This window comes from Ruegeria sp. AG1 (assembly GCF_056541705.1).
Genome location: NZ_JBQFYU010000014.1, coordinates 20437 through 45087, shown reverse-complemented (window position 1 = coordinate 45087; position 24651 = coordinate 20437). Strand labels below are relative to the sequence as shown.

The following is a 24651-nucleotide window of genomic DNA, read 5'->3' as shown; positions in this document are numbered from 1 at the left end:
TCGTGACTGTGCTCCTAATCGGGGCATTGGCGTTCGGGCACCATCCCGGACCCGCCGTTTCCGACCCGGGGAGGGGTCGGGTGGGGAGGAGAAAGAGATTGGCTCAGACGCAGTTGGGCGCCGAAGGGATGACGTCTCTTCCGGCGCTGCTACATCGCAATGCGACAGAGTTCGGGGATGCCCCGGCTTATCGGGAAAAGGAATTTGGGATCTGGCAATGCTGGACCTGGGCGGAAGCCGCTAAGGAAATCCGCGCCATCGCGCTTGGGTTCCTGGAGTTGGGCGTTGAGAAGGGCGACCACATCGCCGTCATCGGCCGCAACCGTCCGGCGCATTACTGGTCGATGGTGGCCGCACAGATGGTGGGCGCGGTTCCGGTGCCTCTGTATCAGGACTCGGTCGCCGAAGAGATGGCCTATGTACTTGAGCATTGCGGCGCGAAATTTGTCGTCTGCGGTGATCAGGAACAGGTCGACAAGGTCATCGAGATTCAGGAAAACCTGCATCAGGTCAAACACATACTTTATACCGACAAGCGCGGGATGCGGAAATATGACCACTCTCAGATGAACGCGCTTGAAGACATCACGGCCGAAGGCAGCGCTGGGCACGCGCGGTTCGATACCGAGCTGGACAAGCGCATCGCGGCGATTACTTATGACGATACTTGCGTGATGCTCTACACCTCCGGCACGACGGGCAAGCCCAAGGGTGTTGTGCTGTCAAACCGGAATGTCATTGAAAGCGCCAAGAACTCGGCCGAGTTCGATCATCTGACGCGGAACGAAGACATTCTGTCTTACCTGCCGATGGCCTGGGTGGGTGATTTCATCTTCTCGATCGGTCAGGCCTATTGGTGCGGCTTCTGCGTGAACTGCCCCGAAAGCGCCGACACGATGATGACGGACCTGCGCGAGATCGGACCGACCTATTTCTTTGCCCCTCCGCGTGTTTTTGAAACGCAGCTGACCAATGTGATGATCAGGATGGAGGATGCGGGTAAGCTGAAGCGCAATATGTTCCACCACTTCATGGCCCATGCCAAGAAGGTCGGGGGGCTGCTGCTGGACGGCAAGCCGGTGGGCTTTGGCGACAAGCTGAGATATGCGCTGGGCAATATGCTGGTTTATGGCCCGCTGAAGGATACGCTTGGATACGGACGGTTCCGCGTAGGCTATACCGCGGGTGAAGCTATCGGGCCGGAAATCTTTGATTTCTATCGCTCTTTGGGCATCAACCTCAAACAGCTTTATGGTCAGACCGAAGCGACCGTCTTTATCACGCAACAGCCGGATGGCGAGGTGCGCGCGGATACGGTCGGCGTTCCGGCCCCTGCGGTCGAGTTGAAAATCGACGATACGGGCGAGATCCACTACCGCTCACCCGGTGTGTTTGTCGAATATTACAACAACCCGGACTCGACGGCCTCGACCAAGGATGCTGAGGGTTGGGTTGCGACTGGGGATGCCGGTTTCATCGAGGAAAGCTCGGGCCATTTGAGGATCATCGACCGCGCTAAGGATGTGGGTAAAATGGCTGACGGGTCGATGTTCGCGCCGAAATATGTCGAGAACAAACTGAAATTCTATCCCGATATTCTAGAGGTTGTGCTGTTTGGGAACGGCAAGGATCGCTGCGTGGCCTTCATCAATATCGACCTGACGGCGGTCGGAAACTGGGCTGAGCGTAACAACGTGGCTTATGCGTCATACCAGGAACTGGCGGGCCATCCGCGTGTGTTAGAGACGATCAAATCCCACGTGGAAGAGGTGAACAAGTCGGTCGCAGCGGATGAGATGCTGTCGGGTTGTCAGGTGCATCGCTTTGTGGTTCTGCACAAGGAACTGGACGCCGATGATGGCGAGATGACCCGGACCCGCAAGGTGCGGCGTGGCTTTGTCGAGGACAAGTTCCACGACATTATCGCCGCGCTTTATGACGGGTCCTCGAGCGTTTCAACGACAACCGAAGTGACCTATGAGGATGGGCGCAAAGGGTCGATTTCTGCAACGCTTGAGATCGTTGATGCGCCGGTTGTGTCGGTCGCGCAGCACAAGGTCGCGGCGGAATGATGGGCCGTTCGAGCGCCGCTCGACCTGCGGTCATCGCCCCGCCCGCCGTCCCGTTTTTGCGTAAGTCTGGGAGAGGCTGATGCTGGATAATTCCGAAGGATATGTCACCGAAGACGGCCGCAAGATCGGCGGTGTGGTGATGGAGATGAAGAACATCACCCTGCGTTTTGGCGGCGTGGTGGCGATCAAGGATATCTCGTTCGATATTCGAGAGGGTGAAATCCGTGCCATTATCGGGCCGAACGGCGCGGGTAAGTCCTCGATGTTGAATGTGATCTCGGGGTTTTATGTCCCGCAGGAGGGTGAGGTTTGGTTCCACGGCTCCAAGCGTCCTCCGATGCGGCCGTTTGAGGTCGCGCAGCAGGGGATTGCGCGGACCTTCCAGAACATCGCCTTGTTTGAAGGCATGAGCGTTCTGGACAACGTCATGACCGGACGCCTGAGCTTTATGAAGACCAATATCCTTCAACAGGCGTGGTGGAAGGGTAAAGCCGAGGCCGAGGAGACCGAGAATCGTGAGGCGGTTGAGCGGATTATCGACTTCCTCGAGATCCAGCACATCCGTAAGACGCCGGTGTCGCGCCTGCCTTACGGGTTGAAAAAACGGGTGGAGCTTGCGCGTGCTCTGGCGGCGGAGCCGAAGCTGCTGCTGCTGGATGAACCCATGGCGGGCATGAACGTCGAAGAGAAAGAGGACATGAGCCGCTTTATCCTCGATGTGAATGACGAATTTGGGACGACCATTGCTCTGATTGAGCACGACATGGGCGTGGTGATGGACCTGAGCGACCGGGTCGTCGTGATGGATTACGGCAAGAAAATTGGCGACGGCACACCCGATGAGGTGCGCAACAACCAAGAGGTCATCGACGCTTATCTGGGGGTCAGCCATGACTGACATCGGGGTAGTAAATTGGGGAGGCATCTATGCCTGAACAACTCGTATTTGCGATGGAGGTCATCCTCAACGGTCTGATGGCCGGGGTGCTTTATGCGCTGGTCGCGCTGGGCTTTGTGCTGATCTACAAGGCCTCGGGGATTTTCAATTATGCCCAGGGGGTTATGGCGCTTTTTGCGGCGATGACGCTGGTTGGGATCATGAAGGGGCAAGTGCCGTTTGCCCATCTGATCAATGCGATTTTCGGGACGCATATCCACTATTTCGGCTGGAACGTGCCTGCGCTTTTGGCGATCCTTTTGACCATGGCGGTGATGGTGTTGCTGGCCTGGGCAGTGCAGCGCTTCGTCATGCGCCATCTGGTCGGACAGGAGCCAATCATTCTGTTCATGGCTACCATTGGTCTGGCTTACTTCCTTGAAGGCGTTGCCGACCTGATGTGGGGGTCTGAGATCAAGACGCTGGATGTGGGTCTGCCCCAGGGCATCAACCTGTGGATTGATGAAACGACCTATAACATCTTCGACTACGGCTTCTTCATCGATAATCTGGACATCGTGGCTACGATCATTGCCGCGCTTCTGGTGGCAGCTCTGGTCGCATTCAGCCAGTACACCAAACAGGGCAGGGCAATGCGCGCTGTTGCAGATGACCATCAGGCGGCGCTGTCGGTTGGGATTTCGCTGAACTTCATTTGGGTCATGGTCTGGTCCGTCGCCGGGTTCGTCGCTCTGGTCGCAGGGATCATGTGGGGCACCAAATCGGGCGTTCAGTTCTCGCTTTCGCTGATCGCGCTCAAGGCTTTGCCGGTATTGATGCTGGGCGGCTTCACCTCGATCCCCGGAGCCATCGTCGGCGGGCTGATCATCGGTGTGGGCGAGAAGCTATTCGAATTCGCCTTGGGACCAGCGCTGGGCGGCGCAACGGAGAACTGGTTTGCCTACGTGCTGGCGCTGATTTTCCTCGTGTTCAGACCTCAGGGCCTGTTCGGCGAGAAGATCATCGAGAGAGTTTAGCAATGACCAAGCTGATCGCCATCATCAATGTCATCGCATGGGCCGGGTTCTGGGCGTTTGGTTATATCGCCCTCACCTCCGACGATCTTTCCGAAGGCCAGCTGACTATCGCGGCAATCCTGGCTTTTGCAGGTCTGATCATGGGCGTTCTGGCCTATTTGAAACTGGTCCGCGCGTCTGAGGCGAGCGGATATGCCAAGGGCTCAAACCAATTGGACGCCGCGGCCCGGAACCGGGCGCAGGAAGAATGGGGAAAGTAAGACATGTTCTATCGTGAGGCCGGGGATTTCAAAACCTCGTACATTGCTGACAGCCAGACTTTCCCGATCAAGTTTGACCGGTATCGCTACTATGTCGTGCTGGCGGTTGCGTTCGGGATCATTCCCTTCATCATCAACGACTATTGGGCCAACGCGCTACTGCTGCCCTTTCTGATCTATGCCATCGCGGCGATCGGGCTGAACATCCTTGTGGGCTATTGCGGGCAGGTCTCGCTGGGGACCGGAGGGTTCATGGCTGTGGGTGCCTATGCCTGCTACAAGCTGATGACTGCTTTCCCGGATGTCAGCATGTTCATCCACGTGATCCTTGCTGGAGGTATCACGGCCTTTGTGGGCGTGTTGTTCGGCTTGCCGAGCCTCAGGATCAAGGGTTTCTATCTGGCCGTGGCGACGCTGGCGGCGCAGTTCTTCCTTGTGTGGCTCTTCAACCGAGTTCCATGGTTCTACAACTATTCGGCTTCGGGGCAGATCAACGCGCCGGAACGGGATGTGTTTGGTATCATCATCACCGGCCCGAATGCTCCGGCATGGGCGACATATCTGTTCTGCCTGATCTTTCTGACCGTCTGCGCCATCCTTGCACGCAACCTGACGCGGGGCACCACGGGCCGGACCTGGATGGCGATCCGCGACATGGACATCGCTGCCGAGATCATCGGCGTGAACCCCCTCAAGGCCAAACTGACCGCCTTTGCCGTCAGTTCATTCTTCGTCGGCATCGCAGGGGCGCTGTTCTTTGCGGTCTATCTGGGCGCAGTCGAAGTCGGTGAGGTCTTTGGCATCCAGAAATCATTTCTGGTGCTGTTCATGGTCATTATCGGCGGATTAGGGTCTATTTTTGGATCCTTCGCAGGGGCTGCGTTCCTTGTGTTGTTGCCAGTCGTCCTTAAGCTGATCGGCGTAGACCTGCTGGGTTGGCCCACGGACATCGTGGCGCACCTAAACCTCGTGATCGTAGGCGGGCTGATCATCATGTTCCTGATCCTCGAACCCCACGGTCTGGCGCAGCTGTGGCGTGTCGCCAAGGAGAAACTCAGACTCTGGCCATTCCCGCACTAGGGACAGGCCCAATCAAAAAAGACGGGTGCAAACGCCCGAACCCACCATCGGATCAATCAAGGGAGGAGACACCCGATGAACAAGAAACTGGCAACCCTGGCGCTGGGCGCCGTGATGGCCGCAGGCCCGGTCATGGCCGACCTTGTGTTCCCGTCGCTCAGCTACCGGACGGGTCCCTACGCGGCAGGCGGTATTCCGTTTGCTGACGGTTACGCCGACTATTTCACCCTGCTGAATGAACGCGATGGCGGCATCGGGGGTGTTCCGGCCAAGGTTATCGAATGCGAAACCGGCTATAACACTGAAAAAGGTGTGGAATGCTATGAATCGACCAAAGGCGAAGGTGCGCTGGTCTATCAACCGCTCTCCACTGGGATTACCTATCAGCTGATTCCGAAAGTGACGGCAGATGGCATCCCGCTGCACACGATGGGATATGGCCGGACCTCGGCTGCGAATGGCGAGGTGTTCAGCCACGTGTTCAATTATCCGGCCAACTACTGGAACGGAGCTTCGGGCGCGATCAACTATCTGCTGGATGAAAACGACGGAGACCTGAGCGGCAAGAAAATCGCGCTGGTGTACCACAACTCTGCCTACGGCAAAGAGCCGATCCGCACCCTGGAAACGCTGGCCGAAAAGCACGGCTATGAGCTGTCTCTGCTGCCCGTCGACCACCCAGGTCAGGAGCAGAAGTCACAGTGGCTGCAAATCCGCCGCGAAAAGCCCGATTTTGTGATCATGTGGGGCTGGGGCGTCATGAACCAAGTTGCGGTTCAGGAAGCGGCCAACATTCGCTTCCCGATGGAGAACTTCATTGGCGTCTGGTGGTCAGGTGCTGAATTCGATGTCGAGCCCGCGGGTGAAAAGGCCACCGGCTACAAGGCCCTGACCTTCACGGGCCTTGGTATGGACTATCCGGTTTATGACGATCTGCAGAAATATGTCGTCGATGCCGGTAAAGCCGCAGGCGCAGGTGATCAGCTGGGTACGGTTCAGTACAACCGCGGTCTCTATGCTGCGATGTTGGCGGCTGAGGCGGTAAAGACTGCGCAGGAGATGCACGGCACGGCCGAGATCGACGCGTCGATGATGCGTGATGGCATGGAAGCGTTGGAAATCACCAATGCCAAGATGGAAGGTCTGGGCATGGTTGGTTTCGGACCGGAATTCTCTGTTTCCTGTGAAAACCATGGCGGCCCCGGTCTTGTAGGCGTGGTCCAGTGGGATGCAGCAGCCGGAACCTGGAACCCGGTTCAGGACTTCAAACCGACAGATGCCGAAGTCATCAACGCTCTGATCGCAGAAGACTCAGCGGCTTATGCGGCTGAAAACAATATCGAAACGCGCTGCAACTAAAGCGCTCTGAACCAAGCGGGGCGGCGGTTTGCTGCCGCCCTGACCCGAACACGCGAACGAGGATAGGCGCTGATGCTGGATGCGGCCCAAACCACGGATGTGCAGGCGGAAACCCTGCTTGAGGTCAACAATATCGAGGTGATCTACAATCACGTGATCCTCGTGCTGAAGGGCGTCAGCCTGACGGTTCCCAAAGGCGGCATCACCGCGCTGCTGGGGGGGAATGGCGCGGGCAAAACCACGACGCTCAAGGCAGTGTCGAACCTGCTGCATTCCGAACGGGGCGAGGTCACCAAGGGCTCGATCAAATATCGCGGTCAAAGCGTGCATGAAAGCGACCCGGCGGATCTGGTGGAAAAAGGCGTCATTCAGGTGATGGAGGGGCGCCACTGTTTCGAGCACCTCACGGTCGAGGAAAACCTGCTGACCGGGGCCTATACCCGCAAGGACGGTAATGCCGCGATCCAGAGCGATCTGGAGCTGGTCTACAACTACTTCCCGCGCTTGAAAGAACGCCGCAAAAGTCAGGCTGGCTATACCTCGGGCGGGGAACAGCAGATGGTCGCGATGGGCCGCGCGCTGATGTCAAGGCCGGAGACGATCCTGCTGGATGAACCCTCAATGGGGCTTGCCCCGCAGCTGGTCGAAGAGATTTTCGGCATTGTAAGAGATCTGAACGAGAAAGAGGGTGTCTCGTTCCTGTTGGCCGAGCAGAACACCAACGTGGCGCTCAGATTTGCGCACTACGGGTACATTCTGGAATCCGGTCGCGTGGTGATGGACGGCCCTGCTGCTGAACTGCGTGAGAACCCGGATGTGAAGGAATTCTATCTCGGCATGTCGGATGAAGGCCGCAAAAGCTTTCGCGATGTGCGCTCATATCGCCGCCGCAAACGGTGGTTGTGATCTGATGGAGGATATGGCGATGACCTATTTCGACGCACTCGAAACGCGCTCGGCGGATCAGCGCGCCTCGGATCAGGCGGTGGCGCTGCAGGCGCAACTGGAGCGGGCGCGGTCTGCGCCGGGGTTCATGGCGCATTTCGCTGAAACAGACACTAATACGGTGAAAACGGCCGAAGACCTGCCCATGCTACCGGTGCTGCGCAAGTCGGACCTGACCCGCGCGCAAGGAGAGCGCCCGCCCTTTGGCGGCTTTACAGTCAAACCGGCGCGGCACTTTCACCATGTGTTCCAATCCCCCGGCCCGATCTATGAGCCGGGCAGCACCGACCACGATTGGTGGCGCATGGGTCGCTTCCTGAACGCCGCCGGTGTTGGCGCGGGCGACATCGTTCAGAATTGCTTTGGCTATCACCTGACGCCTGCGGGCATGATCTTTGAAAACGGCGCACGTGCGGTTGGTGCGGCTGTTCTGCCTGCCGGAACCGGCCAGACCGAGCTGCAGGTGACCGCGGCTCGCGACGTTGGATGCACGGCCTACGCGGGCACGCCGGACTATCTGAAGGTCATTCTGGACAAGGCCGATGCCATGGGCGTTGCGCTGAGTTTCTCAAAGGCCGCTGTGGGTGGGGGCGCGCTGTTCCCCTCGTTGCGGCAGGAATACGCGGATCGCGGCATCGCCTGTTTGCAATGTTATGCCACGGCTGATCTTGGCAATATCGCCTATGAAAGCGCGGCGATGGAGGGGATGATTCTGGACGAACACGTCATCGTCGAAATCGTCACCCCTGGCACCGGAACTCCGGTTGCGCCCGGTGAGGTTGGCGAGGTCGTGGTGACCTCTCTCAACCCTGACTACCCGCTGATCCGGTTTGCGACCGGCGACCTGTCGGCCATCATGCCGGGTCAGTCGCCGTGCGGTCGTACGAACGCTCGGATCATGGGTTGGATGGGGCGCGCCGATCAGACCACCAAAATCAAGGGCATGTTCGTCCGGCCCGAGCAGGTGGCCGCGCTGGTCGACAAACATGCCGAGATCGTCAAAGCCCGCGTGATCGCAGCCCGTCAGGGTGAGATGGACACGATGACCGTCCAGATCGAAAGCGCGGGTGGCGATGACACGGCTTATGCGAAATCCGTGGCTGAGGTGCTGAAGCTGAAAGGCGTAATCGAGGTTGTGGCCCCCGGGTCCCTGCCTAAGGATGGTCTGGTGATTGAGGATCAGCGCGTCTATGACTGAGATCTGCGGCGTTTGATGCCGCAGATTTGTTGCAAGATTTGTTGTTCTGGGCACTGGCGTTTCCTAGCGTTTTAGTCGAGAAAGAGGACGCCCTCGTCCCTTACAAGCCCGGAAAATGGCCCAGATCGAATATTCTGAAAATGGATCACGAAACCGCGGTGTGCGTGGCACGCGGCTTTTGGCGGGTATTGCCTATGTCGTGGCGGCGGCCTGTCTGTTGCCAATGGTCGCGGTGGTTCTGGCGGCGCTGACCGGTGGCACGGAAACCATCTCGCATCTCGCAGAAACCGTGCTGCCCCGCTACACGATGACCACCGCCATATTGGTGGTTCTGGTGGCCGTGGGCACGTTCAGCATCGGGACCGGAGCCGCTTGGCTGGTGACGATGACGCGGTTCCCCGGGGTGCGCCTGTTGGAGATCGCGCTGGTCCTGCCATTGGCCTTCCCGGCCTACGTTTTGGCCTATGCCTACACGTTCATATTGGACCATCCCGGTATCGTGCAGGCCACGCTGCGCGATGTGACGGGCTGGGGGCCGCGCGACTACTGGTTCCCCGAAATCCGCTCGACCGAGGGCGCGGCGGTGATGCTGACGCTGGTGCTTTACCCCTACGTCTACCTGTTGGCGCGGGCGGCGTTCCTGCAGCAAAGCGCCACCGCGTTTCTGGCGGCACGGGCGTTGGGAAACAGCCCCTGGCTGGCGTTTCGGCGGGTCTCGCTGCCGATGGCGCGTCCTGCCATTGCCGGAGGCGTTCTTCTGGCGATCATGGAGACCATCGCCGATTTCGGAACCGTCTCGTATTTCGGTGTCCAGACCTTCGCCACGGGCATTTATACCAGTTGGTTTTCGCTGGGTGATCGCGCCGGGGCTGCGCAACTGGCCTTTTGCTTGCTGACCTTCGCGCTTGTATTGGCTGTGGCTGAACGCACGCGGCGCGGCAAGGCCAAGTATTATCAGGCGGGCAAGCAACATGCGGCTCTGCCCGCAGCGCAACTGACTGGATGGCGCGCGATTGGGGCTTTTGCCCTCTGCGCCATTCCCGTGTTTTTTGGTTTCCTGCTGCCGGTGGTTGTTCTGTTCGAGATGGGGTTGAAGTCTGAGCAGAACCTACTGTCGCCTCGCTACCTCGGCTTCATTCAGAATTCGCTTATCCTCGCCGGGACGGCTGCTGTCATTACCGTTATTGCGGCCGTCAGCGTTGGGTTCTTTCAGCGCTTGAGACCGGGGCGGCCCTCGACCATCGCGGGCTATATCGCGCGGCTAGGCTATGCGGTGCCGGGCGGGGTGATCGCCGTTGGTCTGCTGGTGCCTTTTGCCAGCTTTGACAATTCGTTGGACGCGTGGATGCGCGCGACGTTTGATGTATCGACGGGCCTGCTGGTGACCGGGTCCATCTGGCTGCTGGTGGCGGCATATATGGTGCGGTTCCTTGCGGCAGCCCTAAGTGCCTATGAAGGCGGGCAGAGTACGGTTCACGCCAATATGGACGCCGCAGCCCGGTCCTTGGGGCAAACGCCTCTGGGCACGCTAAGGCGGGTGCATTTGCCGATCCTGACGCCCTCATTGTTGACGGCCCTGTTGATCGTCTTTGTCGACGTGATGAAGGAATTGCCCGCAACGCTGATCATGCGCCCTTTCAACTTTGACACGTTGGCAGTGCAGGCCTACCGGCTGGCCTCGGACGAGCGGCTCGAGGGGGCGGCGGTACCATCCTTGGTCATTCTGGCCGTTGGGTTACTGCCTGTGATCCTGATATGTCGACGAGTCGGACGGCGGTAACACCCGTTGACGAATTGTGGCCCGCTTGCGCATCGGGCTTGATTCAGCCGCGTTTTCCGGCAAGGCTTAGGGTATGAACATGCAGCCTCCCAGCCGGTTCCCAACAAACTCGGCCCAGATGCCCGTCGCGTTCGACCGGCGCGAGATGTCCCATATCCTGTCCGTCTATGGTAAGATGGTCGCCGCCGGAGAATGGCGCGACTATGGAATTTCCAACCTGCGCGACATGGCGATTTTTTCGATCTTCCGACGGACCGCCGAGCATCCGATCTACCGGATCGAGAAGCACCCCCGTCTGCGCCAAAAGCAGGGGATGTATTCCGTTGTGGGGATGGACGGACGGATTCTGAAACGCGGCCATGACCTGCGCACGGTCTTGCGGGTATTGGAGCGCAAGCTGATCCGCTCAGTTTCCCCGGATTAGAGCCTTTTATGGGCCGTCACAGGCCCGTCGCCTTGCGTCTCTATGCGCGTGATGGCCTGATCCAAGGCCTCGTAAGCGACCGCCATGTGATGCGCATTGGCATGCAACAGCATATTCGGTCCTGAAACCCATGCGACATGGCCTTTCCAAAACAATAGATCGCCGCGTTTGGCCTCTGATCCTTCGGGCAGATTGATACCAAGGGCCTTTTCCTGATCGCCGCTGTCGCCGGGACACGCCATACCGCAGGCCAGCAACCCCACCTGAACCAGTCCAGAACAGTCGATCCCGAACCGACTGTTGCCGCCCCACAGATATGGGGTGCCCAGAAACAACTCGGCCACAGCGACAGGATCACGGTTCAATTCGGCAATCGGGGCCGTGTGGGTTTTTGGGATGAAGCCCAGTTCAGTTTCAACAAACCTATCCGCTTGGGAGAGCGCGTGTACGGAGCTGCCAAAACTCAGCGAGGCCAGATCGCGGGTTTTCATATCCGCCTGCTCATAGGCATGCGTGGCAGGTGCAATAATCCTATGGGTCGCGGTCCCCTTCGGCCCCAATTGGGCCGAGCGAACCCATCCGACATAGTCGTCCTTGTCCGCCTTGATATGACTCCACCCGTTTTGCTGTTCTGTAAGCTGTACCGTGTCTCCGAACAGCAACTGGCGATCGCGCGAGCCATCGGGGCTGCGCAGCAGGTCAATGACGGGGTCCGCGACGCGCAGGCGGGTCATAGGCCCAAAATCTCGGGCAGTGCGGTCAGTAGGGCGCGTGGGCCTTGCCCCAGCCCTCCCTTACTGCGACCCGGTTGTTTGCTGGGCTGCCAGGAATAGATGTCGAAATGCATGTAGCTGCTGTCCTCGACAAAACGGCGCAGGAACAGGGCTGCGGTGATGGAGCCTGCGAAACCGCCCGAGGGCGCGTTGTCCAGATCGGCGATACCGGGTTCGATCATCGTCTCATAGGGTGTGTGAAACGGCATGCGCCAGACCGGATCAGCGGCTTGGGCGGCAGCTTTGCTCAGCGCCCCGGCGGCGCGGTCGTCATCGGTGTAGAACGGCGCCAGATCGGGCCCCACGGCCACGCGCGCCGCGCCTGTCAGGGTTGCCATCGAGATCACGAGGTCCGGTTTCCCCTCATCCGCCAGCGCCAGCGCATCGGCCAAAACCAGCCGTCCCTCGGCATCGGTGTTGTTGATCTCGACCGTTAAACCCTTACGAGAGGTCAGGATATCTCCGGGACGGAAGGCGTTTCCAGCCACCGCATTCTCAACCGCCGGGATCAGCACCCGCAGCTGTAGCTGCAGGTTTAGCGCCATGATCATCCGGGCAAGGCCAAGCACATTGGCGGCACCCCCCATATCCTTTTTCATCAGACCCATCGACGCGCCCGGTTTCAGGTTCAGCCCGCCGGTATCGAAACACACACCCTTGCCGACAAGCGTCAGCGTCGGTCCGGTCGCGCCCCAATTCATCTCGATCAGACGCGGGGCCTGATCTGCGGCCCGCCCGACCGTGTGAATCATCGGGAAGTTCTGCTCCAGCAACGCGTCGCCGGTGATCGTTTTGCAGGTGGCTCCGAATTCGTCCGCCAGCGCTTCGGCTGCCGCTTGCAGTTGATCCGGCCCCATATCGGAGGCTGGCGTGTTGACCAGATCGCGGATCAGTGCCTCGGCATTTGCCAGTACCTCCAACCGCGGGGCATCAACGCCTTCTGGGGCAACCAGTCGCGCCTTGGTGGCGGATTGAGGGGCATAGCGATCAAAGGCGTAGCCGGTCAGCAACCAGCCCAGACATTCCATCTCCAGATGCTCCGTCGGGACGCTCGCCGCGATGTGATAGCTGCCTTCGGGCAGCGCATCCGCCGCAGCGGCCAGAGGGAACCGCTTGCGGGCGCGCTTGCCCTCGGTCCCGTACCCGGCCAGCGCAAACCCCGCGCCGCCGTCCGTGCTTGGCACCGTTAGGACCTGACCCAGCGCGCCCTTGAACCCGTTTGCCGCAACCCAATTTCGGATGTGATCGGACTGACCGGCCAGCCAATCGTCCAGATCAGGTTGCGCCACCACATGCAGCGGTACAGAGGTGTCAGAGGGTTGAGCATAGCTGAGGGTCATAGTCGTCTCGGGCTGAGTGAATTTGCGACCAGACTATCCGCCTGCGGCCTGCCCGCAACCCCCGTCACACCGAAAGGTCCTGCTGATCCCAGATCGCGGTCAGAGAGCGCTCTCCAACCCGGATCAACCGCCCCAGCGTTGCACCTGCTGCAACAGCATCACCCGCATCCACAGTACCAGTGACATCACCCGCAACCCGCGCCAGCGCCGTCATTCCGATCTGATCGGCGATCGCCACCAGCGATTTGGAGCATTTGCGCAATGCCTCCCAATCGCGCTGCCGCCAATGCCGTTCGCAATTCGAAAGACGCACGGCCAGTTCCTCGACCGTGCGGCACAGCACGTCCAACGCGTTCTTGTCGCCCAATTGCCGGTACAGCCCGCTGAGGCGATCCGGATCCAGTCGCACGGTTTCCTTGTGTTCAAGCCTGAGTATGTTTTCCACCACATTCACCCTAGTTTGATCGCCCCCACGGCGTGGCATTGATCCTTGCTGTCAATTCCTTTGCAAAACCTTGCGATGAATTTGGATAATGGCTCGAATTTTTCTTGAATTCGGTTTACAGCAGCCTACGCAACGAAAGACGGGAATGCCGAAATGGATTTAGCCAAACCTTTGCCGACCTATCTGGTGAAACGGTATCACGGCTGGAAAGCGACGACCTATTCCGAAAATCAGGTCTGGTATCGGCGTTTGGCGGATGAGGGGCAGCGCCCCCGTGCGATGGTGATTTGCTGTTGCGACAGCCGGGTTCATGTAACCGCGATCTTCGGTGCCGATCAGGGTGAGTTCTTCATTCACCGCAACATTGCCAACCTTGTGCCGCCTTACGCCCCGGATGGGGATCACCACGGGACCAGTGCAGCCATCGAATATGCTGTGACCGCGTTGAAAGTGGCGCATCTGATCGTGCTTGGTCATTCGCAATGCGGTGGGGTGCAGGGCTGCATCGACATGTGCAAGGGTGAAGCCCCGCAGCTGGAAGCAAAAGAAAGCTTTGTTGGCCGTTGGATGGATATCCTCAAGCCCAAGTACGAACAGGTCGCGGATATCGAGGATGGCGTCGAGCAGGCCCGCCAGTTCGAACGTCAGGCCGTTGTTGCGTCGCTGGAAAACCTGATGACCTTCCCGTTTGTATCCGACGCGGTCAAGAACGATACGCTCAGCCTGCACGGGCTTTGGACAGATATCGGCGCGGGCGGGTTGGAGTGTTTCGATCCCTATCAGAAAAAGTTCGTTCCGGTCTAACACCCTAGCATCGCGGTAAGCGGCGGTTCCGTCCAATTTTCTATGATATGCTCCGGACAAAGGAATTACCCTTTGGAGCATATTATGAAATTGATTAAACGCGTTTTTCTTGGCCTGATCGTTCTTGTACTGGCACTGGTCGGCATCGCGTACCTGCTGCCCTCAAAAGCTAATGTATCCCGCAGTATCAACATCAACGCGCCGTCCGAAGCGATCTTTCCCTATCCGAACTCGATGCAGCAGACCGAGCATTGGTCACCCTGGTTGCACCGGGACCCCGAGACCAAGCTGACCTATTCCGGGCCAGAGTTGGGGGGTTGGGAATATTTTGAACTGGAGCTCTGACGACCGGCAGGTCGGTACCGGATCGCAGGAGATCGTGGCGAGCGTCGAAAACCAAAGCGTCCAGACCGCGCTTGATTTTGGTCCGATGGGAACAGCCTCGGCCGCGTTTCTCTTGCAACCAGATGGGGATCAGACGCAGGTGACATGGGGGTTCGAATCCGAGTTGGGTATGAATCCGATGTCTCGTTGGATGGGGGTTATGATGGACCGGTGGCTAGGCCCTGACTATGAGCGTGGTCTGATGAACCTCAAGGTTTTGGTGGAAGGGCAGGGATAGCCCTGCCCTCGGAAACGCCCTTTAATTGTGTTTTGGCTCCGTCGCCAGCCAAGGCTGTTCGACTTTCATCCCCTGATAGATCGCGTGCAGGAAGGTATGTGCAACAACCGGATCGTTAGAAAAGGGTGAGACGTCTAGCTTTCCTTCTCGGATGCCTTTTTCAGCTTCGTAGACAACTGTATCATTCTTCACGGTCACCAGAACCTGTAGCTCGGCCAGGGTCTCCGGGTCCACCGCCGTCGGATCGTCCGAAAGGATGACGAAGTCGGCGACCTTCCCAACTTCGATTGAACCCTTGTGATCCTCTTCGAAATGCTGCCATGCGGGCCAAATCGTCATGGCCTTGAGGGCGGTCATGACATCGACACGTTGATGAGGGCCAAGGATGTCGCCTGACCGGGTACGTCGCGTCACTGTCGCCGCCAGAACGCGCATGCTGTCGGGCAAGGCGACCGGCGCATCGTGATGCGTTCCGAACATCATTTCACGCTCTCGTATCCATCCGGTCGGCGAGATATTCTCACCATTGATCGGGCCGACGGTATGGTCGCGATGCCAGTCCCCCCAATAAAACGTGTGCATTGGAAAGACCGACGGGAATACACCCAAGCGCTTGAAACTGGCGACCTGATCCTCGCGCAGAAACTGGCCATGGATCAGAACCGGGCGGTTTCCGGGGTCGCCGTATTTCATTTGGGCTTCTTCCAGAGCGGCGATCAGCATATCCGATGCGCCTTCGCCATTCGAATGCACCAGGATCTGAATGCCGTTCTCATAGCACCAGTTTACCGCGCCCTGAAGTTGCTCCATCGTGATCGCAGAATAGCCCGCATAGCCTGCAGGGTAAGAGCCGACCGGGTCGTAATAGGGACGGTCGCGCAGCGCCGTGAACCCCTGGGGTGAGCCATCAATGGTCAGCTTGCAGCCGCCCACGCGGACCCTATCCGTGTAATCCTCTGAGACATTGCCGCCAATGTAGTCCTGCGCCTCTAGAACGTCGGGAAAGGCAACCACGTCAATGGGCAGTTCTCCATTGGCTCCAACCTTTTTCAGCACCTCGACGATCTCACCGGACGATCGGCCCTCTTGCCCCGTGGTGTATCCGAACCTCGCCCAAAGCGCGCTGCCGGCGCGGGCAAATTCAGCCAGACCGTCTTCGCCAAGATCGCCAAGAAGAGGCACTAGCAAGGCGAAAAACGCGTATTCTTCTAGTACGCCGTTGGGTTCTCCGTTTTCATCTCGCTGGATTACGCCGCCTGGCGGCGCTTCGGATTCGGCCGTGATGCCCGCCAGTTCCAGTGCCTTTGAGTTGCCCACACCCAAATGTCCGGATTGGTGGATGATCACGACGGGTATGGTGGTGGAAACAGCATCCAGATCCTGGCGCGTGGGATGCCGCAGCTCGGCCAGTTGCGCATTGTCATACCCAAAGCCAATGATCATGTTCGCGTTTTCCACGGCTTCGGCATTTGCCTCGGCCCAAGCTGTCAGAGTGGCCTGCAGGCTGGCGATATCTGTCACCTCTCCGTCCGGAGGTGCCAGCATGTTGGCCGACAAGGCTTGCAGCCCGCCCATCACAACGTGCCCGTGGCTGTCGACAAATCCAGGCAACATTGCTCGGCCTGCAAGATCGAATACTGTGGTCCCATCGCCTTGATGCGCGGCCATATCGGCAAGCGATCCAACCGCCAGAATGCGACCATCTCGGACCGCGACCGCCTCGGCCGATGGCTGCTCATCATTGATCGTCAGAATGGGACCGCCGGAATAGATCGTATCGGCGATCTCTTGTGATGTCGCAGACAGCGGAGAAAGAATGGCGAGTATTATGAAAGGAACAGAGAAAATGCGCATCGTGAAACCCTTTGGATGGTTTTCTTAAGGCTATCGGCGCAACTTAGCACGGATTGCTGTGTCTGTCCTTTGTCTTGAACGGGATCATGGCTGAGCACACGCAAAGAAAAAGGGGTCGCTTCTGACGAAACGACCCCTTGCGAAGAATATCAATTCAGACGTCAGCCCTTTTTCAGAACCTCACGGCCCAAAAGCTCGGCGATCTGTACCGCGTTCAGCGCGGCACCCTTGCGCAGGTTGTCCGAGACGCACCACAGGTTGATGCCGTTTTCCACGGTCGAGTCCTGACGGATGCGACTGATGAAGGTTGCGAAATCGCCAACGCATTCGGTGGGCGAGACGTAGCCGCCGGCCTCACGCTTGTCGATCACCATGATGCCCGGCGCTTCGCGCAGGATATCGCGGGCCTCATCCTCGTCCAGGAATTCCTCGAACTCGATGTTCACGGCTTCGGAGTGACCAACGAACACAGGCACGCGGACGCAGGTGGCCGTGACTTTGATCGACGGATCGACGATCTTCTTGGTCTCGACAACCATCTTCCACTCTTCCTTGGTCGAGCCGTCTTCCATGAAGACGTCGATCTGAGGGATGACGTTGAAGGCGATCTGCTTCTGGAACTTCTTCGGCTCAACCTCGTTGATCGGGTTGTAGACGGCCTTGGTCTGTTCCCACAGCTCGTCCATGCCCTCTTTGCCTGCACCGGACACCGACTGATAGGTCGACACGACAACGCGTTTGATCTTGGCGCGGTCATGCAGCGGCTTCAGCGCGACGACCATTTGTGCGGTCGAGCAGTTGGGGTTGGCGATGATGTTCTTGTTCTTGTAGTCGTGGATCGCCTGCGGGTTGCACTCGGGCACGATCAGCGGGATCTCGGGGTCGTAGCGATAAAGCGACGAGTTGTCGATCACCACGCAGCCCGCCGCAGCGGCCTTGGGTGCATAGTCCTTGGTCGCGGCAGAGCCTACAGCGAACAGGGCCATATCCCAGCCGGTGAAATCAAAGGTATCCAGGTCTTTGGTCGTGAGTGTCTTGTCGCCAAATGTCACCTCAGTACCCAGCGAACGACGGCTTGCCAGCACGGCAATTTCGTCCACGGGGAACTGGCGTTCCGCCAGGATGTTCAGCATTTCGCGGCCCACATTACCTGTGGCGCCGACGACGACGACGCGATAGCCCATTTCATGTCTCCAAAGTTAAGGACGCGCGTTCATAGCCGCGTTGCCTTCGGGACAAAAGGGCTTTTGCGCCGTATTTCGACGAATGACGCCGATTTGAGGCGCTTCACTCGCTCAGCAGGCGCTTGTAGAGGGTCACAAGGGTCTGTGCTTCGCCTTGGATATCGAAATTCTGCTCCACATGGGCGCGGGCGGCCTGTCCGGCCTGAGACAGGGAATCACGGTTTTCCAGCATTTCTGCCGCCGCATTGGCCAGTGCCGGGATATCACCCGGGGTCACCACGCGGCCCAGAGACGGGTCGGTCACAATCTCGGAAAACGCGCCGACATCTGTTGCCACGACCGGAACACCGCAGGCCATCGCCTCAAGCGGGGTGAGGCCGAAACCCTCCCACCGTTGGGGGGCAATGAATAGGTCCAGAACCTGATACCATTCGGCAATCTGGTCGACCGTCACCTCGGGCATAAAGAGGATACGGTCCGACAGGCCCGCCTTGGCGACCTTGTCTTTCTGCTCTGCTAGAAAAACCGTGTGTTTTTCCGTCGCGCGGCCCATGACGATGCCCGAGACGTCCTTGAATCGCGCGCACAGATCAATCATGGCGTCGACGAACGCGTCCGTGCCTTTTTGATGGCGGATACGGCCGTAGCAGCCAAGCAGCAGGCCCTCCGGCAGGCCCAGCCGCGCGCGAAGGGCGGCTTTGTCCTCAGGCGGAGTAAAGTCGTCTAGGTTGATGCCATGCATGATCACCTGCGCGTCCCGTTCCAGATAGCCTGCGGTCTTGCGCGAGGTCGCGACAATCGCGTCCATCTTGTCGATCAGCCATTTGGTGTAGCCTGTGTGCGCCCGTTGCGAAGCGCTAGTAAAGAGCAGCTTCAACTTCAACCGGAACACATTGCGCAGGATCAGGCCCAGAAGCATCTCGGTATTGCGGCGCGCGTGCCAGACCCGCAGCGTGCGACGGGACAGGAAAGGCAGGTGGCCCAGTGGGATATGCGGGATGTCAGCGGGTAGGCCCGGCCCGGTAGCGGCGATGTCGATCTGTTGCACCTGCAAAGGGACCAACCGCGCAATCGTTGCCGTCACGCCCGAAAGCCTGCGTTTGAGATTGGGGGCAATGACGACGGGGTCTTTCACCGGGCTCTCCTGATCGTTGCGTCAGTCGACGCTATCCCGGCTGAATAGATAGATCACGCATCCAATGGCAAGGGTCACGGCGAAAAAGCCGAATATCGCCGTGTAGGGGGCCGTAGGGCTGACGTCGGAAAAGGCGGCGTGAATCTGCCCTGTGGCAAATTGCGCAAGCCCCACCCCGCCGATGCCAAATAGGTTCAGCAAGGTCACGCCGCGCCCGGTCAGATGCGGCGGGATGAAGGCTCGGCCATGGGCCATGATGACAGGAAAGCTCGCGCCCAGAAACCCGATCAGCGACAACATCACGACCGACACCCAGACGGCGTTGTCGACCCACAGGCACAAAAGCCCAAGCGCGACCGCACAGAGGACATTGCCGCCAACAATCACCCATTTGCGGGTGCCCAGAAGACGATCTAGCGGGCCATAAACAAATGTCCCCGCGATCATCGCGGTTCCCATCACCAACGTGGCCGTTCCGATTTGCGTGGTGGTCAGGCTGAACACATCGTTCAGGTATGGCCCCGCCCAAAGCCCGCGCAGTGCAGCCGCCGGAGCGTAAGCGACCAGCATCAAGGGCAGGATGAGCCACAAGGCAGGCTCTTTCAGCAAGTCCAGCAAAGATCCTTTGTGGTCGGTCTCGACCTTTTTCGGATCGCGCACGCTGAACCAGATGCCCAAGGCGATGGCGGCGGACAGAGCCGCCAACCCAACCATCGTGGCGCGCCAGCCCATCAATTCGATTGCAAGCGCCGTTGGGTAGGACGCAACCAGATTGCCAACCGACCCGACGCCCAGCATCAGTGCTGCAAGCGTGGCGAACCGGGCCGGAGGATACTCGCGCGCAAAGATGAAATACGAGGCCATCAGAACCGGGGAACAGCCGACACCGATCAGGGCCATCGCAATGCTGACATGCAGCGGGCTGGTGGCGGCGGCAAAAACAAGCGCCCCTCCGGCCCCGCCGATGATCAGCAGGACGGATGCGCTGAGCCGTGGTCCAATACGATCCAGCGCCCAACCCACCGGCAGCTGCATCGCGGCAAAGACCAGAAACCAAAGGCCCGAGGCAAAGGCCAGATCCTCGGGCGAGGCTCCGATATCACGCGCCAGATCAAGACTGAGAACAGCAAGGAACGCGCGAAAAAACTGGCTCAGGACATAAGCCAGACATAGTACAACCAAACCTGCCTGCATGAACGGCCCTTTCCTGCGCATTTCCACCGCCCTGATTGGCACGCCGTGGCAAAACGCACAAGCACGTGTACTATGTTGCAAGGGGAGGACAGCGATCACATTCGGGCTAGCATAACATCCAATTGGAACAAAGGGGGGACGATGAAAGACCTCCATTCAGATTTTTACGAGTCCCTGCCGCTTTGGCGCGATTTTACCCTTCTGTCGGACCCGGCGCAGTTTGCCTCGGTTCCGGGCGATTGGGTTGTGGGTGTTGCCGACATTGTGGATTCGACAGCGCAGATCGCACAGGGACGGTACAAAACTGTCAACATGGTCGGTGCTGCGGTGATCTCGGCTATGATCAACGCATTGGAAAACAAGCCTTTTCCTTATGTCTTTGGTGGCGATGGGGCAGGCTTTGCCGTGCCCCCCAGTGCGGCCGATATCGCGGCTGGGGCGTTGGCAACCCTGCGGCGCTGGGCCGAAGAGGAATTTGAGATGCCGTTGCGCGCGGCCCTCGTTCCGGTGGCCGAGTTGCGCAAGGCTGGAAAAGACCTGAGGGTGGCGCGCTATGCCCCGTCCACCGGGGTGGACTATGCCATGTTCGCGGGCGGAGGTCTGGCCTGGGCCGAGGCGCAGATGAAATCCGGGCACTATTCGGTCGAGCCCGCCGCGCCCAACGCGCAGCCAAACCTGGACGGCCTGTCCTGCCGCTGGTCCAACAGTCCTGCGCAGCATGGCCAGATCGTCTCGTTCGTGGTGCAGCCGACGGCTCAGGCGACCGAGCGGGATTTTGCGGATCTGGCGCAATCTGTTGTCACCATGGCCGCAGAACTGGATCGTTCGGGGCACCCGGTTCCGGAAAACGGGCCTCCGATGACATGGCCGCCGCCGGATGTTGGGCTGGATGCCCATGTCTCGCGCGCGGGGGGGAATCTGTTTGCGCAAAAGCTGAAACTGCTCGGGCAGAACCTGTTGATCGCCCTGTTGTTTCTGACGGGCAAGCGGTTGGGGCAGTTCGAACCCAGTCACTATCGGCGCATGGTCAGCCAAAACGCGGACTACCGCAAATTCGACGATGGCCTCAAAATGACACTGGACTGTGACACTGCCACGTTGGACCGCCTCCAGCGTATGCTGGATGAAGCCTGCGGTCGCGGCAAAATCCGATACGGCCTGCACGTACAGGATGAGGCGATGATGACCTGCTTCGTGCCCTCAGCCATGCGGGACGATCATGTGCATTTCGTGGATGGGGCTTCGGGTGGATATGCAAAAGCAGCCGAGGCGATGCGGGTGTAGCTTGCCAGTAGTGGATTTAAACCTATAGCTATCAGAGTCTTACGAGCCTTTCCTCTCAGGGCGACTTGAGACTTCCTGCTTTTTCAGCGATGATTCAGCATGTCCGATCAACTCCCATTGGTGTCGCGATCCCTGCCCATCGCTTTGTTGCGCGCCCGAGAAAGGGTGATGGGCCCCATTCGCAAATTGCTGATTGATGCCGGGGTGACCGAGCAGCAATGGCGCGTGCTGCGCCTTCTGAAAGAAGAAGGTGCAAGCGAGCCGACCGATATATCGGAACGGGCATGCCTGTTGTTGCCTAGCCTGACGCGCATCTTGCAAAAACTGGAAGACAAGGGCCTGATTAAGCGCCGCTGTCACCCCAAGGATCGAAGGCGTCAGATCGTCGAGATCACCGCGAAGGGGGAACAGATCATTCAGGACAACCTGACGGTCATTGTTCAACAGGCCGATCGTATGCGCGCGCATCTTGGTCCCGAAAAGCATGAAACGCTTCTGGATATCCTAAACGAGCTGAAAAACTTCAAAGAGTGACCCTCTGAACTAAAACCCCGCCGGAGAAGGTAGGGGGAATTCTCCGGCGGGGTGGCCAGACCCGGGTTGGATTCTGTGCCTGGCCCAAGGCCGTTGCGTGTCGTCTTACCCGACGGCCCGGCCCACGTGTCGGAGGGCGCGTCAGCCCCAAAAACAGGGTCTTACACGGGCGAAACTCCCAGGGGGATGGGCGTATTCGCCTGCCGTCTCCGATACGTTCACGTCCCAATGCCGACATGTTGAGGCGTCCGCAAGAGGTATCTTCAGGTCATTTCAGTCGTATTGATCTTTCCGGCAGAACTTCTGTGCCGGGCAGGTGGTGGGGGTGCCATCAATTCTCAAATCTACTAGGCGATCTAGCGCGATTTTACCTGTTTCCAAGGGATTCATACGCCCAGATGCGCCGCGGAAGGAATTGGGCGGCTTTGTGCCTGATCTCGCTGCAGATGTCGGCGTGAACCGGCGCATCGCTACGGCTTGCCAGTTACGTGCCAGACGGTAAGCTGCGCGGCGCAACACTCAGGGGATCGCCATGCCGCATCTGTTTTCACTACCCGGACCAATCTCGATCCCCGTGGTCGGCGAACAGGCGACCTATCCCATCGGTCGGATTTTCTGCGTTGGGCGGAACTATGCGGCGCACGCCGCTGAAATGGGCCATGAGGTAGACCGCGAGGCACCGTTCTACTTCACCAAGTCGCCCGCAAACGCCGTTCTGACCGGAGCGACCGTGCCATACCCGCCGGGCACCGAAAATTACCATTATGAAATGGAGCTGACCGTCGCCATCGGTCGCCCCGTGTTCCGCGCCACCGCTGCAGAGGCGTGGGAGGCAGTCTACGGCTATGGTTGCGCACTGGATATGACCCGCCGCGACCTCCAGATCCGCGAGCGCAACAAACAGCGCCCTTGGGATCTGGGCAAGGATGTGGAGAACGGCGCTGTCTTTGCGCCTTTGACCCGAGCCGCCGAGTGGTCCCCAGAGGACAACAAGCGCATTCACCTGAACGTCAACGCCGAGGTTAGGCAAGACGCGACTTTGCATGAGTTGATCTGGAAAATTGATGAGATCATCTGCCACCTGTCCGGTTTCTATCACTTGCGTCCCGGCGATGTGATCCTGACAGGCACCCCCGCCGGGGTAGGGCCGGTTACAGCAGGGGATGAAATTGAAGGTGGGATAGATGGGTTGGAGCCCATTCACCTGACCCTGACGGACGCAGAATAGAGTCTATTTAGGCTCTTTCAGCCAGTCATTGGCAAATTCGACCGTATCAAGACCGGCAAACCGGCGCAGTCTGTCCAATTCGGAATCCAGTCGTCGCTTGCGCGCATCCGACCAGCGTATCGCGCGCTCCGGCCAGAGGGCTTTGACGCGCAGAACGCCTTCGTCGCGATGGGCTTTCATGTCGATCCGGCCAATCAGCTTGTCGCCTTCCAGAAGCGGGAAAACATAGTAACCGTAGGTCCGCTTGGCCTCGGGCACGAAGACTTCGATCCGGTAGTGAAAACCGAACAGCCGCTCGGCCCGGTTCCGGTCACGCAGCATCGGATCGAATGGGCTGAGAACTCGGATGCGGCCTGTTGGTGCGGGCAGATCGCTCAAGCCATCGGTCAGATCGGGGCGGGTAAACAGTTTGCGAAGGCGTCCGTCGACGCAAGCGACCTCGACCTCCTCTAGTGCGCCTGATTGCAACCCTTGGGCGCACCAGGCCTTAGCCTCAGCCGCGCTAACGGTATCCCAAAACGCGGCCAGCTCACCCGAAGTGGCAAAGCCAAGCCGGTCCAGCGCCGCATTGCAAAGCCAATCAACCGTCGCCTCGGCGTCATAGGGTCGCTGACCGGGGCAGAGATGCGTTTCGATAACCCGTTCGGTCAGATCATAGCGTTTCTGAAACCCCTCCCGCCCGACAACGGTCAGCGCGCCCGAGCGCCACAGATACTCAAGCGCGGTCTTGGACGGGTGCCAGTCCCACCACCCGCCCGAGCCCTTCTTTTCATCCTTCCCCACGTCGGACGAAGACACAGGTCCATGATCGCGGATATGGCTCAGAACCGTTTCGAACTGCTGCTCGAACCCATCCCGACGCCAGTTCTTCCACCGCGATTTCAGCAGATCCGCATCGCGCTGAAACCGCAGATGCCAATGCGCGTAATACTCCATCGGAATGACGGCGGCATCGTGGGTCCAGTGTTCAAACAGCGCCCGGTCCCGCTCATACAAACGCTTGAGGTTCCCGCTGCGATAGCTGGGCCTGCGCGAGAACAGGATCATGTCATGCGCGCGCGCTACCGTATTGATGCTGTCGAGTTGAACGAAGCCCAGCCTCTGGATCAAATCCAGCAGATCGGTGCCCTTGGAGCCGCCCGAAGGAGGTTCGGCCAGCGCGTGGCGATCCATGAAGATCGCCCGCGCCGTGCGGTTGTCCAGCTGTTTCAGCGCCACAATA

Annotated in this window: 24 protein-coding genes; 16 read left to right on the top strand and 8 right to left on the bottom strand. The window is 59.1% G+C overall.

What is annotated here, in order from left to right:
* Positions 1-128 precede the first annotated feature (128 nt).
* The 10 genes from ACR0B5_RS19525 to ACR0B5_RS19480 all read left to right on the top strand — a co-directional run bounded on the left by ACR0B5_RS19525 (position 129) and on the right by ACR0B5_RS19480 (position 11032).
* Positions 129-2072: an AMP-binding protein gene (locus tag ACR0B5_RS19525; RefSeq protein ID WP_170643494.1), complete on the top strand. Its 1944-nt coding sequence runs from the start codon at positions 129-131 to the stop codon at positions 2070-2072.
* Positions 2073-2151: 79 nt separating this feature from the next.
* Complete coding sequence (locus ACR0B5_RS19520) at positions 2152-2970, top strand: ABC transporter ATP-binding protein (RefSeq protein WP_170380262.1); 819 nt, start codon at positions 2152-2154, stop codon at positions 2968-2970.
* A 29-nt stretch (positions 2971-2999) separates the two neighbouring features.
* Complete coding sequence (locus tag ACR0B5_RS19515) at positions 3000-3986, top strand: branched-chain amino acid ABC transporter permease (protein WP_170462900.1); 987 nt, start codon at positions 3000-3002, stop codon at positions 3984-3986.
* A gap of 2 nt (positions 3987-3988) precedes the next feature.
* Positions 3989-4246, top strand: a complete 258-nt coding sequence (locus ACR0B5_RS19510; protein ID WP_170380264.1) for a hypothetical protein — start codon at positions 3989-3991, stop codon at positions 4244-4246.
* A 3-nt stretch (positions 4247-4249) separates the two neighbouring features.
* On the top strand, positions 4250-5326 hold the full coding sequence (locus ACR0B5_RS19505; protein WP_170380265.1) for a branched-chain amino acid ABC transporter permease: 1077 nt from the start codon (positions 4250-4252) through the stop codon (positions 5324-5326).
* Positions 5327-5401: 75 nt separating this feature from the next.
* On the top strand, positions 5402-6685 hold the full coding sequence (locus ACR0B5_RS19500) for an ABC transporter substrate-binding protein (protein ID WP_480542738.1): 1284 nt from the start codon (positions 5402-5404) through the stop codon (positions 6683-6685).
* A 72-nt stretch (positions 6686-6757) separates the two neighbouring features.
* A complete protein-coding gene (locus tag ACR0B5_RS19495; protein ID WP_170380267.1) occupies positions 6758-7591 on the top strand; it encodes an ABC transporter ATP-binding protein in 834 nt (277 codons plus the stop codon).
* A gap of 19 nt (positions 7592-7610) precedes the next feature.
* Entirely contained in the window at positions 7611-8828 is a 1218-nt protein-coding gene (locus ACR0B5_RS19490) for a phenylacetate--CoA ligase family protein (RefSeq protein WP_480542890.1), read from the top strand.
* Between the two features lie 115 nt (positions 8829-8943).
* Positions 8944-10608 (top strand): ABC transporter permease, encoded by a 1665-nt coding sequence (locus tag ACR0B5_RS19485; RefSeq protein WP_480542736.1) that lies wholly within the window; start codon positions 8944-8946, stop codon positions 10606-10608.
* Between the two features lie 73 nt (positions 10609-10681).
* A complete protein-coding gene (locus tag ACR0B5_RS19480) occupies positions 10682-11032 on the top strand; it encodes a DUF2794 domain-containing protein (protein WP_170380289.1) in 351 nt (116 codons plus the stop codon).
* Here the strand turns inward: ACR0B5_RS19480 and ACR0B5_RS19475 are convergent.
* From ACR0B5_RS19475 to ACR0B5_RS19465, 3 genes are all read right to left on the bottom strand, one after another.
* Complete coding sequence (locus tag ACR0B5_RS19475; RefSeq protein WP_480542734.1) at positions 11029-11766, bottom strand: C40 family peptidase; 738 nt, start codon at positions 11764-11766, stop codon at positions 11029-11031. The two genes, ACR0B5_RS19480 and ACR0B5_RS19475, sit on opposite strands and share 4 nt — an antisense overlap.
* Complete coding sequence (locus tag ACR0B5_RS19470) at positions 11763-13145, bottom strand: leucyl aminopeptidase family protein (RefSeq protein ID WP_480542732.1); 1383 nt, start codon at positions 13143-13145, stop codon at positions 11763-11765. The genes ACR0B5_RS19475 and ACR0B5_RS19470 overlap by 4 nt, the downstream gene beginning before the upstream one ends.
* Before the next feature lie 64 nt (positions 13146-13209).
* Positions 13210-13599 (bottom strand): hypothetical protein, encoded by a 390-nt coding sequence (locus tag ACR0B5_RS19465; protein ID WP_480542888.1) that lies wholly within the window; start codon positions 13597-13599, stop codon positions 13210-13212.
* Between the two features lie 144 nt (positions 13600-13743).
* Between ACR0B5_RS19465 and ACR0B5_RS19460 the strand changes: the two genes are divergently transcribed.
* From ACR0B5_RS19460 to ACR0B5_RS19450, 3 genes are all read left to right on the top strand, one after another.
* The gene (locus ACR0B5_RS19460; RefSeq protein WP_170380271.1) at positions 13744-14394 is read left to right on the top strand and encodes a carbonic anhydrase; all 651 of its coding nucleotides are present in this window, start codon (positions 13744-13746) and stop codon (positions 14392-14394) included.
* Positions 14395-14478: 84 nt separating this feature from the next.
* Entirely contained in the window at positions 14479-14739 is a 261-nt protein-coding gene (locus ACR0B5_RS19455) for a hypothetical protein (protein ID WP_480542730.1), read from the top strand.
* Entirely contained in the window at positions 14723-15016 is a 294-nt protein-coding gene (locus tag ACR0B5_RS19450) for an SRPBCC family protein (RefSeq protein ID WP_480542728.1), read from the top strand. The genes ACR0B5_RS19455 and ACR0B5_RS19450 overlap by 17 nt, the downstream gene beginning before the upstream one ends.
* Positions 15017-15037: 21 nt before the next feature.
* Here the strand turns inward: ACR0B5_RS19450 and ACR0B5_RS19445 are convergent, their stop codons facing one another.
* The 4 genes from ACR0B5_RS19445 to ACR0B5_RS19430 form a co-directional block, all read right to left on the bottom strand.
* Positions 15038-16870 carry an amidohydrolase gene (locus ACR0B5_RS19445; protein ID WP_480542726.1) on the bottom strand — a complete coding sequence of 611 codons (1833 nt, stop codon included), beginning with the start codon at positions 16868-16870 and terminating at the stop codon, positions 15038-15040.
* 161 nt (positions 16871-17031) lie between these two features.
* Positions 17032-18054 carry an aspartate-semialdehyde dehydrogenase gene (locus tag ACR0B5_RS19440; RefSeq protein WP_170380274.1) on the bottom strand — a complete coding sequence of 341 codons (1023 nt, stop codon included), beginning with the start codon at positions 18052-18054 and terminating at the stop codon, positions 17032-17034.
* Positions 18055-18157: 103 nt separating this feature from the next.
* The gene (locus tag ACR0B5_RS19435) at positions 18158-19189 is read right to left on the bottom strand and encodes a glycosyltransferase family 4 protein (RefSeq protein ID WP_480542723.1); all 1032 of its coding nucleotides are present in this window, start codon (positions 19187-19189) and stop codon (positions 18158-18160) included.
* A gap of 21 nt (positions 19190-19210) precedes the next feature.
* Entirely contained in the window at positions 19211-20383 is a 1173-nt protein-coding gene (locus tag ACR0B5_RS19430) for an MFS transporter (RefSeq protein ID WP_480542886.1), read from the bottom strand.
* A 141-nt stretch (positions 20384-20524) separates the two neighbouring features.
* Between ACR0B5_RS19430 and ACR0B5_RS19425 the strand changes: the two genes are divergently transcribed.
* The 3 genes from ACR0B5_RS19425 (at position 20525) to ACR0B5_RS19415 (ending at position 23429) form a co-directional block, all read left to right on the top strand.
* Complete coding sequence (locus ACR0B5_RS19425) at positions 20525-21667, top strand: DUF3095 domain-containing protein (RefSeq protein WP_480542721.1); 1143 nt, start codon at positions 20525-20527, stop codon at positions 21665-21667.
* 99 nt (positions 21668-21766) lie between these two features.
* A complete protein-coding gene (gene hpaR, locus ACR0B5_RS19420; protein ID WP_480542719.1) occupies positions 21767-22201 on the top strand; it encodes a homoprotocatechuate degradation operon regulator HpaR in 435 nt (144 codons plus the stop codon).
* Positions 22202-22733: 532 nt separating this feature from the next.
* A complete protein-coding gene (locus ACR0B5_RS19415; protein WP_480542717.1) occupies positions 22734-23429 on the top strand; it encodes a fumarylacetoacetate hydrolase family protein in 696 nt (231 codons plus the stop codon).
* Between the two features lie 3 nt (positions 23430-23432).
* Here the strand turns inward: ACR0B5_RS19415 and ACR0B5_RS19410 are convergent, their stop codons facing one another.
* Positions 23433-24647, bottom strand: a complete 1215-nt coding sequence (locus ACR0B5_RS19410) for a winged helix-turn-helix domain-containing protein (RefSeq protein ID WP_480542715.1) — start codon at positions 24645-24647, stop codon at positions 23433-23435.
* Positions 24648-24651: the final 4 nt, after the last annotated feature.